The organism is Promicromonospora sp. NPDC019610 (assembly GCF_044389365.1).
GTDB lineage: Bacteria > Actinomycetota > Actinomycetes > Actinomycetales > Cellulomonadaceae > Promicromonospora.
The window spans coordinates 1555335-1572556 of sequence record NZ_JBIRXX010000001.1; the positions used below are offsets into that span (position 1 = coordinate 1555335).

At 68.3% G+C, this 17222-nt stretch carries 16 protein-coding genes and 1 pseudogene; 7 read left to right on the plus strand and 10 right to left on the minus strand.

All coding sequences use genetic code 11. From position 1 onward, the window contains the following. Positions 1–127 precede the first annotated feature (127 nt). The 6 genes from ACH45N_RS06940 to ACH45N_RS06965 all read left to right on the plus strand — a co-directional run bounded on the left by ACH45N_RS06940 (position 128) and on the right by ACH45N_RS06965 (position 6367). Positions 128–958, plus strand: coding sequence for an ABC transporter ATP-binding protein (locus tag ACH45N_RS06940; RefSeq protein WP_397392429.1), 831 nt, complete (start codon positions 128–130; stop codon positions 956–958). Beyond that, entirely contained in the window at positions 940–2553 is a 1614-nt protein-coding gene (locus ACH45N_RS06945; RefSeq protein WP_397392431.1) for a hypothetical protein, read from the plus strand. The genes ACH45N_RS06940 and ACH45N_RS06945 overlap by 19 nt, the downstream gene beginning before the upstream one ends. 73 nt (positions 2554–2626) lie before the next feature. Next, on the plus strand, positions 2627–3403 hold the full coding sequence (locus ACH45N_RS06950) for a DinB family protein (RefSeq protein WP_397392433.1): 777 nt from the start codon (positions 2627–2629) through the stop codon (positions 3401–3403). A gap of 11 nt (positions 3404–3414) precedes the next feature. Beyond that, complete coding sequence (ychF, locus tag ACH45N_RS06955; RefSeq protein ID WP_397392435.1) at positions 3415–4500, plus strand: redox-regulated ATPase YchF; 1086 nt, start codon at positions 3415–3417, stop codon at positions 4498–4500. 161 nt (positions 4501–4661) lie between these two features. Beyond that, the gene (locus tag ACH45N_RS06960; protein ID WP_397392437.1) at positions 4662–5246 is read left to right on the plus strand and encodes an HAD domain-containing protein; all 585 of its coding nucleotides are present in this window, start codon (positions 4662–4664) and stop codon (positions 5244–5246) included. Then, entirely contained in the window at positions 5243–6367 is a 1125-nt protein-coding gene (locus ACH45N_RS06965; RefSeq protein ID WP_397392439.1) for a hypothetical protein, read from the plus strand. The genes ACH45N_RS06960 and ACH45N_RS06965 overlap by 4 nt, the downstream gene beginning before the upstream one ends. A 1-nt stretch (position 6368) precedes the next feature. Here ACH45N_RS06965 and ACH45N_RS06970 read toward each other — a convergent pair whose 3' ends face one another. The 7 genes from ACH45N_RS06970 to ACH45N_RS07000 all read right to left on the minus strand — a co-directional run bounded on the left by ACH45N_RS06970 (position 6369) and on the right by ACH45N_RS07000 (position 12746). Continuing rightward, a complete protein-coding gene (locus ACH45N_RS06970) occupies positions 6369–6671 on the minus strand; it encodes a hypothetical protein (RefSeq protein WP_397392441.1) in 303 nt (100 codons plus the stop codon). A gap of 86 nt (positions 6672–6757) precedes the next feature. Beyond that, a complete protein-coding gene (fxlM, locus tag ACH45N_RS06975; RefSeq protein ID WP_397392443.1) occupies positions 6758–8008 on the minus strand; it encodes a methyltransferase, FxLD system in 1251 nt (416 codons plus the stop codon). 152 nt (positions 8009–8160) lie between these two features. Continuing rightward, positions 8161–8778, minus strand: coding sequence for a GNAT family N-acetyltransferase (locus ACH45N_RS06980; RefSeq protein WP_397392445.1), 618 nt, complete (start codon positions 8776–8778; stop codon positions 8161–8163). Between the two features lie 5 nt (positions 8779–8783). Further along, the gene (locus ACH45N_RS06985; RefSeq protein WP_397392447.1) at positions 8784–9386 is read right to left on the minus strand and encodes a lasso peptide biosynthesis B2 protein; all 603 of its coding nucleotides are present in this window, start codon (positions 9384–9386) and stop codon (positions 8784–8786) included. Then, positions 9383–11206, minus strand: a complete 1824-nt coding sequence (locus tag ACH45N_RS06990) for an albusnodin/ikarugamycin family macrolactam cyclase (protein WP_397392449.1) — start codon at positions 11204–11206, stop codon at positions 9383–9385. Before ACH45N_RS06990 ends, ACH45N_RS06985 begins: the two co-directional genes overlap by 4 nt. Before the next feature lie 102 nt (positions 11207–11308). Further along, positions 11309–11452 carry an albusnodin family lasso peptide gene (locus ACH45N_RS06995; RefSeq protein ID WP_397392451.1) on the minus strand — a complete coding sequence of 48 codons (144 nt, stop codon included), beginning with the start codon at positions 11450–11452 and terminating at the stop codon, positions 11309–11311. 106 nt (positions 11453–11558) lie between these two features. Beyond that, entirely contained in the window at positions 11559–12746 is a 1188-nt protein-coding gene (locus ACH45N_RS07000) for an HAD family hydrolase (RefSeq protein WP_397392453.1), read from the minus strand. Between the two features lie 208 nt (positions 12747–12954). Here ACH45N_RS07000 and ACH45N_RS07005 point away from each other — a divergent pair, with 208 nt between their 5' ends. Further along, on the plus strand, positions 12955–13578 hold the full coding sequence (locus ACH45N_RS07005) for an NUDIX hydrolase (RefSeq protein ID WP_397392455.1): 624 nt from the start codon (positions 12955–12957) through the stop codon (positions 13576–13578). On the opposite strand, the gene ACH45N_RS07010 is transcribed toward ACH45N_RS07005, so the two are convergent. The 3 genes and pseudogenes from ACH45N_RS07010 to ACH45N_RS07020 all read right to left on the minus strand — a co-directional run bounded on the left by ACH45N_RS07010 (position 13538) and on the right by ACH45N_RS07020 (position 17127). Beyond that, complete coding sequence (locus ACH45N_RS07010) at positions 13538–13927, minus strand: hypothetical protein (RefSeq protein WP_397392457.1); 390 nt, start codon at positions 13925–13927, stop codon at positions 13538–13540. The two genes, ACH45N_RS07005 and ACH45N_RS07010, sit on opposite strands and share 41 nt — an antisense overlap. Positions 13928–14060: 133 nt before the next feature. Beyond that, positions 14061–15398, minus strand: a complete 1338-nt coding sequence (locus tag ACH45N_RS07015) for a helix-turn-helix domain-containing protein (RefSeq protein WP_397392459.1) — start codon at positions 15396–15398, stop codon at positions 14061–14063. Between the two features lie 492 nt (positions 15399–15890). Continuing rightward, positions 15891–17127: pseudogene (locus ACH45N_RS07020) on the minus strand (IS110 family transposase). Between the last annotated feature and the right edge of the window lie 95 nt (positions 17128–17222).

Genomic DNA, 17222 nt, shown 5'->3' on the forward strand with positions numbered 1-17222 from the left:
TATGCGCGGGACATCGGTCCGGTAACGCCGCAGGTGACGTTGTCCGACCGGAGACGGACGGTCTATCACCCGCACTCATCCTCGCGTCGGATCCGGTGCGTCGGAGGTCCCGGCTAGGTTGGGTGCCATGACGACCCCAGTCGACCCCGGCTCGCCGGGCAGCGCCGGCCCGCAGGGCGCCCCGGAGCCGCCCCCGTACGACCCGTCGGCAGCGCTCAGCGTCCGCGGCCTCTGGAAGCGGTTCGGGCAGAAGATCGCCGTGTCCGGCGTCAGCCTGGACGTGCCGCGCGGCTCGTTCTACGGCCTGGTCGGCCCCAACGGTGCGGGCAAGACCACCATGCTCTCGATGGCCACCGGCCTGCTGCGCCCGGACTTCGGCACGGCCTGGGTGCAGGGCGTGGACCTCTGGGCCCGCCCTGACGAGGCCAAGGCCACCCTCGGCGTCCTGCCCGACGGCGTCCGCCTGTTCGACCGTCTGACCGGCCGCCAGCTCCTCACGTACGCCGGCATGCTGCGCGGCATGGACAAGGCTACCGTCGTCGAACGCACGAACGACCTGCTCCAGGCGTTCGACCTCGGCGCCGACGCCGACACGTTCGTCGTCGACTACTCCGCGGGCATGACCAAGAAGATCGCACTGGGCAGCGCCATGATCCACGCCCCGCGCACCCTCGTCCTGGACGAGCCGTTCGAGGCCGTGGACCCCGTGAGCGCGGCCAACATCCGCGACATCCTCAAGGACTACGTGTCGGCCGGCGGCACCGTGATCGTCTCCAGCCACGTGATGGACCTGGTGCAGCGCATGTGCGACCACGTCGCTGTCATGGCCGCGGGGCAGGTCCTCGCCGCGGGCACCGTCGACGAGGTGCGCGGGGAGCAGAGCCTGGAGGACCGGTTCGTCGACCTCGTCGGCGGTCGCCAGCACTCGGAGGGGCTCTCATGGTTGCGCGGTTCCTGACCCTCAAGCTGACGTTGATGGGCAACACGTTCCGCAAGAGCGTGTGGCAGACGATCGGCCTGGTCGTCGCCTCGCTGTACGCCCTCAGCATCGTCGGCCTGGTCGTCGTCGCCGTCGTCGGCCTCGGCGTACTGCAGGACCCGGCGTGGGCCGGGCTGGCCATCACGCTCGGCGGGGCCCTGACCGTCCTCGGCTGGTGGATCATCCCGATCTTCGCGTTCGGCGTCGACGCCACCCTGGACCCGCACCGGTTCGCCACCTTCGCGATCCCCCGGCGCACCCTCGTGGCCGGGCTGGCCGTCGCGGGCCTGGTCTCCGTGCCCGGCATCGCGACCGTCCTGGTCGTCCTCGGCACCTCGTTCGCCTGGGTGCTGGAGCCGGGCACGCTGCTGGTGGCGCTCGCCGGCGGCACGCTCGGCGTCGCGACCTGCGTCATCGGCTCCCGTGCCATCACCACGCTGCTGGCGCCCGTGCTCGAGTCCCGGCGCTACCGCGAGGTCGTCACGCTCGTGGCGCTCGTGCTGGTGGTGTCGATCGGCCCGCTGATCGGCTGGCTCGCCAACGGCGTCGAGGTCTCCATGGACGCCGACCCCGAGGGCAGCACGGGCATGCGGCTCCTGCCCGTCTTCGAGCAAGCGGCCGGCTTCGTCGGGTGGACGCCGTTCGGCGCCGCCTGGGCGCTCGCGGGCAGCGCGCACGAGGGCGACTGGGCAGGTCTTGCGGGGCGGCTCGCCGTCGCGCTCGGCACGATCGCGCTGGGCTGGCTGGTCTGGGACCGCGCGCTGGGCCGCGCGCTGGAGCGCCCGCCCGTGGGCGACGGCGGCGGTGGCCGGGCGAAGGGTCTCGGCGCGTTCGGCCGGGTCCCGTTCTCGCCGACCTGGGCCGTGGCCGCCAGGACCGCCACGTACTGGCTGCGCGACCCGCGCTACTCGGGGTCCCTGGCGATCGTCCCGCTGCTGCCCGTGATCATGTACTTCTCCGGCCAGAGCACGGGCAACTACTTCCTGCTGCTCGCGACGGGGCCGTTCGTGGCCTGGATCCTCGGCTTCAGCATCTCCAACGACATCGCCTACGACAACACGGCGTTCGCGCTGCACGTCGCCTCCGGTGTCGACGGCCGGGCGGACCGGTGGGGCCGGGCCATCCCGATGCTCACGGTGGGCCCCCTGGTCAGCGTGGCCACCGTGATCGTGTCGGTCTGGGTGGCCGACGCCTGGCACCTCACGCTGCCGCTGCTCGGGCTGGCCCTCGGCTCCCTGCTGGTCAGCACCGCCGTGGCGTGCGCGGTCTCCGCGCGGCTCGTCTACCCGGTGGCCAAGCCGGGGGAGAGCCCGCTGAAGTCCCCGCAGGGTGCCGCCGTGGCCACCATGGTGTCGCAGGGCATCGGTTTCGTGATCACTCTCGGGCTGTCGGTCCCGGTGTTCGCGGTGGGGATCGCGGCCCTGGTGCTGGGCGGGGTGCTGTGGGGCGTCGCCACCCTGGTGGTCGGCGTCGTGTACGGCGTGCTCGCCCTGGTGCTGGCGGTGCGGTTCGGTGCCCGCGTGTACGACCGGCGGCTGCCGGAGCTGCTGCAGCAGGTGCAGTCGTTCCCGTGACCGCACGGAGCGCGGCTCGCGTGGGTCGCGCTCCGGCGGCTGGATGTCAGTGGTGCGGCGTAGCGTCGCCCGCATGAATCAGATCACAGGACGAGTCGACGGCATCGAGGGCGCCGACCTCCGCGGGGCCGTCGTGCGCGATGCCGACATGAGCGGCGCCTCGTTCCGCGAGGTCGCCCTGAACGGCGTACGGATGCGCGGCGTCGAGCTGGCCGGTGCCGACATCGACGGCGATATCTACGACCTGCGCATCAACGGCGTCGAGGTCGAGCCCCTGGTCGAGGCGGAGCTGAACAAGCGGTACCCGGAGCGCGCGCTGCTCCAGGACCGCACGATCGCGGGTCTCCGCGCGGCCCTGGACGCCTACGAGCTCATGTGGGATGCCACAGTCGAGCGTGTGGCGTCGATGCCGCCGGGCACGGTGGACGTGTCGGTCGACGACGAGTGGTCGTTCGCCCAGACCCTGCGGCACCTGGTGTTCTGCACCGACGGCTGGCTGCGCTGGGGCGCGCAGGGGCGGCGGGACGACGTGTTCTGGCCGGCCGGCATGCCGCACTCCGGGTTCGCCGCCGGAGCGCCGGGCCTCGGGATCGACCCCGCCGCGGCGCCGTCCTACGAGGAGGTGCTGGAGGTGCGTCGGGACCGGCTGCGCGAGGTGCGGGAGTATCTGGCCGCCGTCTCGCCGGAGCAGGCGGGCAGCCCGGCCGAGCCGCCGCCCTGGATGGACCAGTCCGAGGCCTTCGTCGCGGCCCAGTGCGTGTGGGTGATCCTCACGGAGGAGTGGCACCACCACCGGTACGCGACCCGCGACCTGGACCTGATCGACGCGGGCGCCGCTCCGTCCACGTAAACTTGCGCGACGTGGCTCTCACTATCGGCATCGTCGGCCTGCCCAACGTCGGCAAGTCCACCCTCTTCAACGCTCTGACCCGCAACCAGGTGCTCGCGGCGAACTACCCGTTCGCCACGATCGAGCCCAACGTCGGCGTGGTCTCGCTGCCCGACGAGCGGCTGACCAAGCTGGCCGAGATCTTCGAGAGCCAGCGGATCCTGCCTGCCACGGTGTCGTTCGTCGACATCGCGGGCATCGTAAAGGGCGCCTCCGAGGGTGAGGGCCTGGGTAACAAGTTCCTCGCGAACATCCGCGAGGCCGACGCGATCTGCCAGGTCACGCGTGCCTTCGACGACCCGGACGTGGTGCGGGTCGACGGCTCGCTCGACGCCCCCGGCGACATCGAGACGATCTCCACCGAGCTCATCCTGGCCGACCTCCAGACCCTCGAGAAGGCCCTGCCGAGGATGGAGAAGGAGGTCAAGATCAAGCGCGGCGACCCCGTTCTGTATGCGGCCGCGAAGAAGGCGCAGGAGATCCTCGACAGCGGCGTGACGCTCTACCAGGGCGCCGCCGACGCCGGCCTGGACCTCGCCGAGATCGCCAGCCTCCAGCTCATGACGGCCAAGCCGTTCATCTACGTCTTCAACACCGACGACGCCGGCCTGGCCGACACCGCCTCCCAGGAGGCGCTGCGCAAGGTCGTCGCGCCGGCGCAGGCGATCTTCCTGGACGCGAAGTTTGAGTCCGAGCTCGTCGAGCTCGAACCCGACGAGGCCGCTGAGATGCTCGCGGAGACCGGCCAGGAGGAGTCCGGCCTGGACCAGCTCGCCAAGGTCGGCTTCGAGACGCTCGGCCTGCAGACGTACCTCACCGCCGGCCCCAAGGAAGCGCGTGCTTGGACCATCCACAAGGGCTGGACTGCCCCCCAGGCCGCCGGCGTGATCCACACCGACTTCGAGCGCGGGTTCATCAAGGCCGAGGTCATCTCGTTCGAGGACCTCGTCGAGACCGGCTCCGTGAACGCGGCGAAGGCGGCGGGCAAGGCCCGCATCGAGGGCAAGGACTACGTCATGCAGGACGGCGACGTGGTGGAGTTCCGGTTCAACGTCTGAGCATCACCCCGGTTTCGGCTTGGTCCTCTGACCAGGCCAAATGCTGGTTGACCTGCGGTAACGCCTCTGAGCCCTCGGGACAGGGGTGGACAGGAATGGCCTCCAGGTGCCGCCCATTCCCCCATGGTTCCCCCACAGGGAGCGGGTGGGACACCTGACGGGTGGAGTGGACCGTGCAGGCGGTTTGGAAGGCAGACGGGTGCCGGCTGCCGACCGCGTGCGCAGGCCGCTATCGTGCGGGCGTGACTGTTGCCCGCCCGCTGTTGTTCCTCGACGTCGACGGGACTCTGTTGCCGTTCGGCGGGCCCGGGATGCTCCCACAGCCTCGCGACGGTAAGCCAGACGACCCCGACACGCCGCGCCCGGAGCTCGACTTCATCGACCCGGCGCTCGGTCCGCTCCTGCTGGGTCTGGGCTGCGACCTGGTGTGGGCGACGGCCTGGATGGGGGACGCGAACGACGTGATCGCGCCACGGGTCGGGCTACCAGAGCTGTCGGTCGCGGATCTGCCGCCTTATGGCGAGAGCGACCTGAACGGCCTGGGGTGGAAGACGCGTGCCCTGGTCCGGGTTGCGGCGGGCCGACCGTTCGTGTGGGTCGACGACGTCATCACGGAGACGGACCGCCGGTTCGTCGAGCTAGAGCATCCTGGGCCCGTGCTGCTGTTCCAGGTCGAGTCGTCGGTCGGGCTGACGGTCGACGGCGTCGCCGAGATCGCGACATGGTTGCGAGGGCAGGAGCCGTGACGGGTCGCGCTGCGCCGCCGACCGGATCCGTTGGTCCGACGGCTTCGCGGAGCTCACTGTTCGAGCACGCGGTCCGACTGCGCGACGATAACCCGGACGTCCCGTTGCCGAGAGACGGTTACCCCTTTCCCGACGACGAGGCACACCATACGCGCAAGGTCGACCGTCCAAAGGATCCGCTACTCAGGGGAGCCGCGGCCGCAGACATCCTCAGTGAGTTTCTCAGCGACCCGCACGACGATCTCGACCTGGTCGAGAGCGTCTTCCACGGTGTCGACGTTCCAATCCACCAGGACGACCACCTCCGATCGGTTGCCTTGCGTGCGGATCCGGAGCTCGTGCGACGCATCGGGCGGTGGTTGGTCGAACACGCGCGTGATCGGTGCGCCGTAACGATCGGAATGTTCCTCCTCGCCGCCCGGCCATCGGCCAACGACATCGAGATCGTCAGGACGATCGGACTGCTCTCCGACCGTTTCGCGCCGCTCGCAGTATGGTTCCTGCGCCGGGTCCGAGACGGTGGCGAAAGCCTGCTCTGGCTCGCGGAGCGCTCGTCCGGGTGGGGCCGGGTGTACTACGTCGAGGCGCTGTGCGAGTATTCCGGAGGGTATAGGGACTGGTTGCTGCGCCACGCCTGCGATGGCGAGTTCCTCAACGCGTACTTCGCAGGCAAGGTCGCGCTCGCGGCAAGCCTCCACGAAGCCATCATCCGACCCGTGGTAGACGACGAGCTTATTGACCACACTGGCCGCCTGCTCAGCGCGATGGCTGAGGCCAGCGGCATGGGTCTGGATCTTTCGCGATACCCACCGGCGCTGATCGTGCTCGCCGAGTACGCGCGTCACCTTGCCTTTCAGGAGCCTGTGGGCGACCGGGTTCGTGTAGCGATAACGCTCGCCCATGATGTCCGGTCGCGCGAGCCAGCAGAGCTCGGATGCTCATCGAAGGAGAAGGCCGCGATCCTGAGTTCCTTGGACGAGACCCTCGCAGGATCCGCCTGGCTCGAGGCCGCTTCCGAAGAACTGGTCCGGTCGACGTCGTGGGCGACGTGGGCTCAGGCGAACGACGTGCTTCCACCGGCGTTGAGGACGGACAACAAGGTGCGCTGGTCGGACAGGTAGCTCACCGACGTGGGTATCGGATGATGGGCCAGTCATCTCCAGCCGGGTATTGGATGCTGTCTCGGCGGATGTACGCCGTGCGGACTCGCGGACGTCCCACCGCGACGTAGCCCTTGTACGGGGGGATCCAGAACACAGAGCTTTCCCAGCTGGCACGGTCGTACAGCGAATCGAGAGTTCCGACGATCCAGCCGCGCAACCATGCGTCGTCCAGTCCGAACAACTTCAGTGCGTCGTCGAAGCTGTCTGGTCCGTCTACGTCGCGCGGCGTGGCGCTGGCAACCGAGGCTGCGGTGGAATCCATCGCAGCATCGTCGCGACTTGCGCGTGGCCCGTCACGGAATCAGTAGGGCGAAGTCGCGCTGATAGCCCCGTCTCACGGAACCTGCATCATCCGAGTCCCGCCACAGGCCAGCTGATGGTGAGGATGCCGTGCGCGCGTGGCAGGACCGTTACGGACGGCGGGACCTCGCCGAGCTCGGTGCCGGTGGGCCACCACTGGAACAGCGGTTCGGTGCCGCGGTGATGAGCGCCAAAACGGGCGACCAGGTCCGCGAGCCGCCTGGTCAGGCGGGCTGAGTCAGGGCCCTTGCCGATGGCGCCGACCTCGACCGAGGTTTCCGAGGCCGGACGGCGATGCAGGGCTGCGAACGATGCGCCATCGACCAGGGCCGGGTAGAACGACATGTCGGAGCCGCGGTCGGCCGGCTCCTCCGCCTCCATCGCGCACGCACCCGGCTGAACCAGGAGGTAGGTGAGCACGTCGAGCCAGATCGTGCGGTTCTTGTAGATCACCCCGGACCACGCCTCGACCGGGTCGGACGCCAGCACGTCGTCCGACACCCCAAACTGCTCAGGGATCTCGTTGCCGGGGAACCTGAACGTGACCGGCTTGCCTGACGGTCCTGTCAGCTCGGCAGCGGCGGGGTTGAACAGCCCCGCGCCCTGCAGCGGCACGAACCCGCCCGGCACGGTCGACTCCGAGACGAGCCGCCCGTCTTTCTTACGGAAGCCGATGATGCGCTGGAGCCCCGGGGCGACCTGGAGGGGGACGACCAGGATCCCGTCGGGAGCGAGCTGTTCGACCCACGTCTCGGGCAGAGACCAGGGCGAGACGGTGACCATGATCCGGTCGAACACACCACGGTCGAGCGGTTCGGCCGCGTCGGCGGTGACGACCTCGACCCGGTCGGTGAGGCCGAGCTGTGCGAGCCCGGTGCGTGTGCGGGCAGTGACTCCTTCGTCGATGTCGACGCTCACTACCTGGCCGGTGGGTCCGACGAGGTGGGCGAGCATTGCCGCGTTCGGGCCGCCGGACCCGATCTCCAGCACGCGCTGGCCGTCCTCGATCTGGGCCTGTGCCAGGTTGCCCGCGTGCATCGTTGGTGCGGACAGCGAGGACAGAGCCTTGCCGTCGTCGGCGAACCGCGTCCGCAGTGCGTCGTCGGTCGCGTACGACATCTCGGCCGGAGTGCCGGCGGGAGCGAACACCTCGCGCGGTACTGCACGGAACGCTGCCTCGATCCTCGGGCCCGAGAGCACACCCGAGTCTATGAGTTCAGCGATCATCCGCTCACGCAGGTCCTCGGGACTCGACGTCGGGTCGGCCTCAATGTCGGTCTGCGCATCGGTCTGTGTCATGTGTTCCCCCTGCAAGGTGACTGCTTCGGTTGATCGATCCGGAACAGCTGGCGGACGGACGAGGCTCAGTCGAGTGCGATCTCGGCACGCAGGTCGTCCGGGCGTCCCACGGCTTTCGGTTCAAGCGCTCAGAGCGGCCCGAGAATGGCCCGTCATAGGTGGGGTCGCTGGGTACCAAGGACGGCGGCTTCGACGAGTCGTGGTCCGCTGTACTCCTCAGGGATGGCGTCCATGATGACCTCGTCGGCGGGCTGCCCGAGCCAGGAGCCGGTGCGGCGTCGGGTACCGACGGTGCGGAAACCGGCCTTCTCGTAGGCGCGGATGGCGGCGGTGTTGTTCGCCAGGACCTCAAGGTAGACGCAGCGCAGCGCGGTGACGTGGAAGGCCCAGTCCAGGGCCATCGTGGTGGCGATGGTGCCGGTGCCGTGCCCGCGGTGGTCGGGTTCGCCGATGTAGATGAAGAACTCGGCGGTGCGGTAGCGGTCGTCGATGAGCAGGGACGTCATCCCGACGGGCGTCCAGGCGCCGTCGTAGTGGCGGTAGACGGTGAACCGGGTCTGGTCGGCGCTGCCTTCGAGCTGGGCTTCAAGCCCGGCGGTGCGTTCAGTGAGGGACTCGGGGGTCTGGCGGGCGTAGCCGGCCATGACCGGTAGCGAGTTCTCCCAGCGCCAGTAGGTCTCGGCCAGGTCGGCGCGGAGTGGTCCGAGGCCGGCGCCGTCGTGGGTCAGCCACAGGTCGGGGTTGGCAGTGTTGTTGATGACGAGCTCCAAGAGGGTCAGGGGATGGCGCGTAGGACGGTGTAGCGGCTTGTTGTCGGCGGCTCCGCGACGGGGGAGCCGTGAGTCTGGATCCAAGCGTGGAACTGCACCGGATCCGGCGCAACGCCATGACACCAGGTCACGCTGCGTCGATGTGCTGCGAGAACTAGGACAGCAGCGACGGACTCCTCAAGGCACGCGACTCGGAACGGTGCCCATTGCGACGCCCAGCGAACGGCGCACACGGCCTGTTCCGCCTCGTCTGATGTCGGCGGTGTGGTGGTGAGGCCGGACGCCGTCGCCACAAGGTTCGTCAGTCGTGACATCGCTCGCTCGGACGGACCGAGTGAGCGAACTGCTAGCGTCACGATCAGTGCCGCTACGGCAGCGACACCGTGGCGGACGCTGGGCCGCGGTGTAGAGCGGAGTTCGACGTCGGCTTCCTCGGTGCCGAACGACAGCCCCCAGCGGGCTCCATGGATGACCCCTGGTGCCTCTGCCCATGCTTCTGCTGTGGTGCCGGTAGCGGCGGTGATGCGACCGGTCGCGTAGTCGATCCGGATGGTCACGCTGTCGAATGCGCAGACTCGTACGTCAGAGGGCGTGGGTGCGGGCATCATGGCGTGAGTGCCTCCGAGCCAACGTTGTCGGTGGTGCTCTCCCAGACGGGAAGCGCGGTGGAGTGGTGAGCCCGTAGCCAGGTCTCGCAAACGATCGCGGCGTCCATGAGCCAGAGGCCGCCGGTGAGTCCGGCCGCGGCACGACGCAAGATCTTGACCAAGCTCGCGGGGTCGATCAGTCCGAGTGCGGCGAGGTGGCCGTCGACGATGCTGCTGACATCGCTCAGGTGGGCGCGCAGCCCGAGGTGGTAGTCGGGGGTGTAGACGCCCTTCGTAGTTCGTGTCAGCAGGGAACTCGGCAGGATGCCACCCATCTCTGCTCGAAGCACTGGCTTGTACGCGGCCGGGCTCGGCATCCTTCTAAAGACACCGGACAGATAGGAGTCAATGACACGGGAGTCCGCGAACGGGTTGTGCAGGTGGACGCCGGACTCGGCTGCTAGCTGAGCGTCGGCGTAAGCCGTGCGTCCGACCTCGGCCATCTGCTCGACGACGTCCCAGACTGCGCGCTGTCCCGTCGGTACACGCAGGGCCGACTCGGCTGCCCGTTCCGCGCGTACTGCGGCGTGGTGCCGAGCCACCGGGGTAACCCAGGTTTGCTGGTCGACCAGCGGCAGCAACTGGTCCAGACGCCGGAACGCTCCAGAGGCTGGAACCTGCCCGCGTGCCTGCCGTGCCCACGCCACGAGCGCGCTGGCGGGGTCGCTGCGTAAGTCCAGAACATCGCGCAGGACTCGACCCGGTGAGCGGCGTCGGATACGGGCCAGACGAACCGCCTCGTCCACAGCCTCGCGGTACCGCCTGGTCGCGAACAGGTCCGCGATCCACACATCCGGCGTGCTCAGCAACGAGTCTCCGCCATCACCCGTCAGATGTGCGTCTGTGCCTACCCGGTTCACCATCGCGGTCATCTGATGGGCGAAGCGGGCGTAGGCGCGTGTCGATGGCGCCGGTTCGTCGGTAGCCGGGATGGTGTCCAAGCCGCCGTAGGGGAGATGCCCTGCCTCCAGAGGGAGGAGGCGGTGTGCGACACCGGGGCGCTCGGCCGCATCGAAGGCGTAGCGCAGGTCGCCCGCTGGGCGGTCGAACGGCGCATGGACGGTGAAGGCAGCCACGGACCGGTCGGGACCGAGTCGGTGTGCAGCCAGCAGTGTGAGAGAGCTGGAGTCGAGGCCGCCGGACAGGTCTGACGACGGCGACACGGCGTCGTCCACCCGGACTCCGACAGCAGCGTCGAGCTCCGCACGGAGAGAAAGCCCGAGACTCGGTGTCGTACCCGGCCACCACACGCGGGCCACGGTCGTCCCGCTGCCGGTGACCTTCATCCGGTGACCGGCAGGCACCAGCTCAACCCCTTCGAAGTAGGTGGTCGTGCCCGCAAGGAGGGGGCTACTTGGTGCGAGCAGTTCCGCCGCGAGGCGCTCGCTGTTCACAGCAGCACCAGTCAGCCCGGCCAGACCGCGCGCCGTCGTCGCCCAGTACGCGGTTGAGTCGAACACCGTGGTGTAGACCGGGACGGAGGATGCCAGGTCCGTCCAGACGGTGGTGGCCGTCTCTGTCTGCTCGACGACGGCGTATGCGCCCGGCCACTGTAGGGCGACGTCGTCCGGAACACCGGATGAAGCAAGTCGGTTCAGTTCGCCATCGCTGGCGCCGCACGTCCCGACGACAATGACACGCCGGATCGGTGTGTCTGCGGTACGGACCCAAGCTTGTGGCGGATCGCCGACCACCCAGAGGTCCGAGGCGCCGTCGACGGGCACACTGCCAGCCGGACGCCGAGCGCTACCTGCACCACAAGCTCCTGCGAGCCAATGCATCTGTATCCCTTCAGCGGTCGTCGTGCTAGATCTGTCCGGCGCCGGGCGCCGGGCGCCGGGCGGCGGTGGCCCGACGGAAGCGTCGGGCCACCGCCGTTCAGATCAGCGGTAGGCGTACCGCTTGTCCTCCGTACCGGCCTTCTTCTTGCTGCCCTCCGTGAGCGTGACGATGTTGCCGAGGTCGATCACTTCCGGCTCCGTCGGGTCGGCAGCCATGACCGCCGTTGTGATTGCGTTGCTTTCCATCGCTATCTCTCCTTCCATCGGGTCCAGGAAGTTCCCGGACGGCTGTGGGGTCGCGATCGAACGCCGCAGGTGGGCTTGCTCGACGTGTCGACCGGTATCGGTCAGGTCAATGCAGGACGCCGTCTGCGGCTTCGGACGTCGGCACATCGAGCCGCATGTGCAGGGGGAGCTCAAACCCGGCCCGGCCTCGGCCGTCGTGCACGCTGCGCCAGTGCGCGCGACGTCGGCCGATGTCACCTCGTGGATATTCGAGACCGGCTTCACGAGCTGCGAGTTCGAGCGCGCGCATCGTTGCGCCCGAGCCGGAGGGGATCGGACCATGCCGCTCCCGTACGCCGTCGCGAAGAGTCCAGGTGTCGCAACGCGCAATCTCTGAGTGGTGCTCATGCCAGACGCGCAATGTCGTCGGGCCCGACGCAGTGTGTACCGCCATGGCGAGCTGGCCCGCGAGCCGCGACAGCGTGGCCGTCTCGACATTGAGCGGTAGTAATGAGCGCAGAACAGCCACTGCTCCGCGCTGACCGATCGTGCCGGTGATCTCGCGTGCCGCGGCACGGACAACCTCTGGTGCGTGCCCCATCGCGACACCTCGATCGGCCCAGGCGAGCATGTCGATGTCGTTGACACCGTCCCCCACGGCCACCGTGGCGTCAGGGCGGATATTCCTGTGCACTCGCAGTCGCTCGAGCGCTGAGGCTTTGTTGGTTTCCGGCGCGGTGACATCCAGCCAGTCGGCGCCCGCCGGCGTCACCGTCACACCGGACTCGGCCAAGGCCTTGGCATGCTGTGCGATACCAGGACCATGTAGAGCGACGCGGGTTGCCGGCACCGCGCACAAGTCAGCGACAGGTACCTGCTTCTGTTCCCCGTTGAGCAGTCCTCGCCCGAACAGCGCGTTCACTCGCCAGCCCCAGCCGATCTCTTCGACCCCGACGTGCGCACCGGGCACTAAACCAAGGACCCGGCTGATAAGTGCGCTCGGATCGAAGTGTCGGGCATCGTGAACTGCATAGCCCGAGGCCGCACCGCGCTCCAGTCGAACGGTCATGGCCCCGTTGGAGCAGACAGCGAATCCCTCGGTCAGGCCGAGCCTTGTCGCAACGGGGAGCAATCCGACCAACGACCGACCAGTCGCCAGCACCACCTCGTGTCCGGCCGCACGCACCAGATCCAGAGCCGTCACGGTCTCCGCCGGGATCTTCCCGCCTCGTTCCAAGAGCGTTCCGTCGATATCGCATGCGACGAGCATCGAAGAGCGAGCAAACGTCTGGGGCTTGAGGGGTGTAGTACTCACGGTGCGTCCTCGGCAGGTGTCGGGGTGTCGTGCTCTCTGCCGAAACTCTGACCGGTGCGGGGTGTTCGCTGGTAGGAGCGGCGCGTCAGCCGTTGTCAGCAGACAACTGCCTGCTTCGGAGTACACCGCTGAGTACACGGCCGCCGTACGTCGATGAGGGGTTCCCGTCCGTGGCGGTTCCGTACGACCAGGCCGTACGCTGCCGAGCGTGAGCACTCAGCCGAGCAACTCGACGCCCAGCACGCCGACATCAGCGGCTTCCGCACAGGCCGCTGTGACGCCGAACAGGCCGACGCAATGGGAGATCCTGGGCGAGCGACTGGTGGACGACACCCGCCGCGCGAACGTGAGCATCGCCAGCGTGCGTCTGCCCGACGGCGTGGAGTTCGAGCAGTGGGTGCTCCGGGTCCCGGCCGCGATCATGGTCTTGATGCTGGACGACCAGGACCGGGTCCTGATGATGTGGCGGCACCGGTTCATCATCGACTCCTGGGTCTGGGAACTGCCTGGTGGCTACCTCGACCCGAACGAGGGACCCCAGGCCGCTGCTTTCCGCGAGGCCGAGGAAGAGACCGGGTGGCGACCTCGCGAGGTCCGCGAGTACCTGCGCTTCCAGCCGATGGTCGGCACCGTGGACCAGCCCAACATCATCTACCTCGCCCGCGGCGGGCATGACACAGGTGCTGCCCCCGATATCAACGAGGCGGAGGAGATCCGGTGGATCCCGCTCGCCGAGGTCCCGGGACTGATCGAGTCCGGGCAGATCGTCGGCGCGGCATCGGTAGCAGGGCTTATGAAGGTCCTTCTGGACCGTGCCGAAGGCCGGCTCTAGCGGCCCTCGCCTCAGCGCGTACGAGGCGGATCCGATCTTGGATCTGTGCCTGCTTGTCGACGAGGTATTTGCTCTCCACCAACGGCTCGTGCGCCATGCGGATCACTCGTCCGGTCCGCCAGTCGACCACGTCCACCGCAATGTCGTCCTCGTACGCAGCGTTGAGCCTGGTGGTGTAGCCCTCGGCGTGTTCCTGCTTCTGGCGGCGTTCCACGGCCCACAACATCGGACTGAAGCTGCCCCGCCCGATCAGGAGCACGGACATCAGGAACACGACGAGCGCCACGTACAAATAGGGCAAGTCATTCGGCGTGATCCCGACTGTCGATAGCCCGACGCCGACGATCAAGATGCCGAATGATGCAAAGCACACGGCTATGAGGACCGCACCCACAAGCCCCCACGCATGTGCAGTGGGTCCAGGCAGAATTCGTCGTTGAATGTCCGGATGCCACTGCTGTGCCATAGGGATGAGTCGTCGCCTAACGTGCGATGAGATCGTGGGCGCGGGTCTGGTAGGTGTCCACGGCGTCGATCCCGGCGTGTGGTGCCAGGCGCTGGGCGATCTCGGCGAGGTAGTCACGCGACCGCGCAGAGTTGATCCCTTCAGCGGCCTCAAGAGCCTTGTGCCCGGCTGCGGCCGCCTCTTCGACGTTGCCGTCTTGAGCATGCGCGCGGGCCACCAGCGCGAGGTTGAACATCCGACCTCGGGCGTACCGCGCGTCCATGTCCAGGGAACGCTCCGCAAAACGCAAGGCAAGGTCGCCACGGCCCAGAGCGGTGAACGTCTGCCCGAATTTCGCCGCGAGATACGCCTCGTCGAAATAACCCAGCCACTGCGGGTCGGTGGCACGCTCAGCCTGGTCGAACAAACGCTCAGCACGGTCCAACGACGACGCTGTCGCAGAGGCTGAACCGTTTACGGCGTGGCCCTGAGCTTCCAGCACCGCTGCCTCGGCCGCGATCGCCCCGACGCCCGCCTCGGTTGCCGCACGCCCTGCCGCCCGAGCCAGATCGATCGCCTCGTCACCCGAGCGGAGGTACGCGGCCTGATGGCTCATCGCAGCCAAGATCTCCGCACCAAGCGGGCGGTCCTCGGCAGCGCCGGCAAGATGAAGTGCCTGGACCATGTACCGCTGCGCCAGGGCATGTCGCCCGACGTCATAGGTTGCCCACCCGGCCAACTGAGTTGCTTCGGCCGCTGCAGAGAGCAGAGCAGCTCCCGTGCGGGTGTCGTACTGGCCTTGGAGGAGCTCAGCCACGTCGTGGTGCAGGAACCTGACGACTCTTTCGCGGACGTACCCACCGCCGTACTGGTTGTCGACCGTGCGGAACGCGCCCAGCATCTGCCGGATCATCTCGACATCCGGCATGCCCACAACGCGCACCCCAGCGCTGCCAGGACCGGGCGTAGAGGGGGCGGTGAGCCACCGGAGCGCGGGAGCGAGGAAGGTCGCGGGGTCGAACGTGACAGCGGTCAGGAAGTCCTGGCGCTCAAGATCGGACCGCCACAGCTGAAGCGCGCCGCCGAATCCCTCCTCGACCGGCGCAGTTGAGCCGGGTGCATTGTCGTGCGGTGACATGGACGCTTGACCCGCTGTTCGGACCATCGCGCTGAGGCGGCCACCAGCGTCAAGCGCTTCATCCAAGAGCGCCGCCACCGCGGGGCTCGGGCGCTTCTGTCCGTGCTCAAGGTCCCAGATGTGCCCGTGTGAGCAGTGCACGCGCTCGCCCAGGCCACGCAGTGACCAGTTGCGCTGCGTGCGCAATTCATTCAGGAGGGCCCCGAACCCGGGATCGACAACGACGTGCTGACCCATGGGAGTCCCCCTGCTCGACGTGGTGCAACGAGGCTACCGGCCGGATGCGCGATACGTCAGCAGAGAGGACGTGTCTCAGAAACACGGAGAAGGGCGGGGGATGGTCACTTCGACGTGCACCGGAAGGGACGAACGGCCACGGATCTCGCAAGTTTCCAGAGTCCATGACCGTTCGCCGCCTGAGCCCGCCTGTCTCCTCGGGGATTGGCGGGCTCTTGGCATGCCCTGGGCCCGGGGAACCAATCCGCTTCTCCGCGCACCAGCTAGCACGTACTCACGAGCACACGCCCGATGACGGGCACACGCCCGACGACGGGCACACGTGATGGACGCGCGGTCACGCGGCTGCGTGACGACGGCTTGTGTGCAGCAGGACGGCGGGTTCCGCGGACCGCACCGACGACGGCATCACAGACCCGTGAATCACCTGGCCGTGGGCGTGCGCGTGAGCGCATCGGGCGGAGCCCGATCCGTTGTTGTTGTGGGTGAGGTTCAGGCGGCGGTGTCGAGGTGGACGGTGTGGCCGAGGTTCTCGAGCTGGCGCACCAGCCGGCGGGTGTGGGCTTCGGTGTCGCGGCGGGTGAGCCAGTCGGCGCCGAGGTCCTGGTAGGGCTCGTCACGGTCGAGCATGTGGAAGGTGGCGACGAGGATGGAGTGCGCGACGGCGATCTGCGCGCGGCCGGGTCCGCGGCGGCGCGAGAGGCGGTCGTAGCGCGCGGCGAGGAAGTTCTTGCCGCGCATGCGGGAGACGGATCCGGCAGCTTCGACCAGGGCTGAGGTGAGCCACTTGTTCCCGTGTCGTTTCCCGGCCGGGGAGCGTTTGCCCGCGGACTCGTAGATCGCCGGTGCGAGGCCGGCCCAGGCGCACAGGTGGGCGGCGGAGGGGAAGCGGGACATGTCGGCGCCGGTCTCGGCGATGATGACCTGCGCGGTCTTGATGCCCACTCCCGGGATGGTCTGCAGCTGTTGAATCTGGTGCGCCCAGGGCTGGCAGGCCGCGACGATGGTGGTGTCCAGGTCGCGTAGCGCTGTCTCGACGAGGTCGAGGCGGTCCAGGATCGCCGCGGCCAGGGTCGCGTGATGGACGTCGAAGTGGCCTTCCAGGGCCATGGCCAGGTCCGGGATCTTGGCCCGCATCTTTCCGTGGGCGAGGTCGGCCAGCAGGGCGGGGTCGCGTTCGCCGTCGATCATCGCGCGCAGCATGGCCCGCGCGGAGACGGTGGTGACCGAGGACGCGACCGCGGAGAGCTTGATCGAGGCGTCCTCGAGCATCGTCTCCAACCGGATGGCTTCGCGGGTGCGGTCGCCCATGAGCTGGATGCGGTACCGGGTCAGCATCCGTAACTGCCGGATCGGCTCGGGCGGCACGAACGATGGCGCCAGCAGCCCGTGTTCGAGCAGTTGTGCGATCCATTCGGCGTCGCGGACGTCGGTCTTGCGGCCCGGGCACGGCTTTCATGTGGGCGGCGTTGAGCAGCCAGACTTCCATGACGTCTTCGAGGCAGTAGAACGGTGGTTTCCAGTAGGTCGAGGTCGACTCGATCGCCGCGATCGTCACGCCCTGCTCGACGAGCCAGTCCCGCATGATCCGCAACGATCCTGTCGTGGTGCGGAAGGTGCGTGTCTCGGAGTGCCGCTGGCCGCGTTTGCTGCTGGGGGTGCGGACGCAGACGGTGACTGATGCCTTGCCGACGTCGAGGCCGGCGACCTTGTCGTAGAGGACTTCCATGTCCGGCTCCTTCCGCTGCCGGGGCCGCGACCGTCGCGGCCGAGGGGCGGCCCGGAAGGTCCTCTGCCAGGACACAGACCCGCGTGCTCATGGCA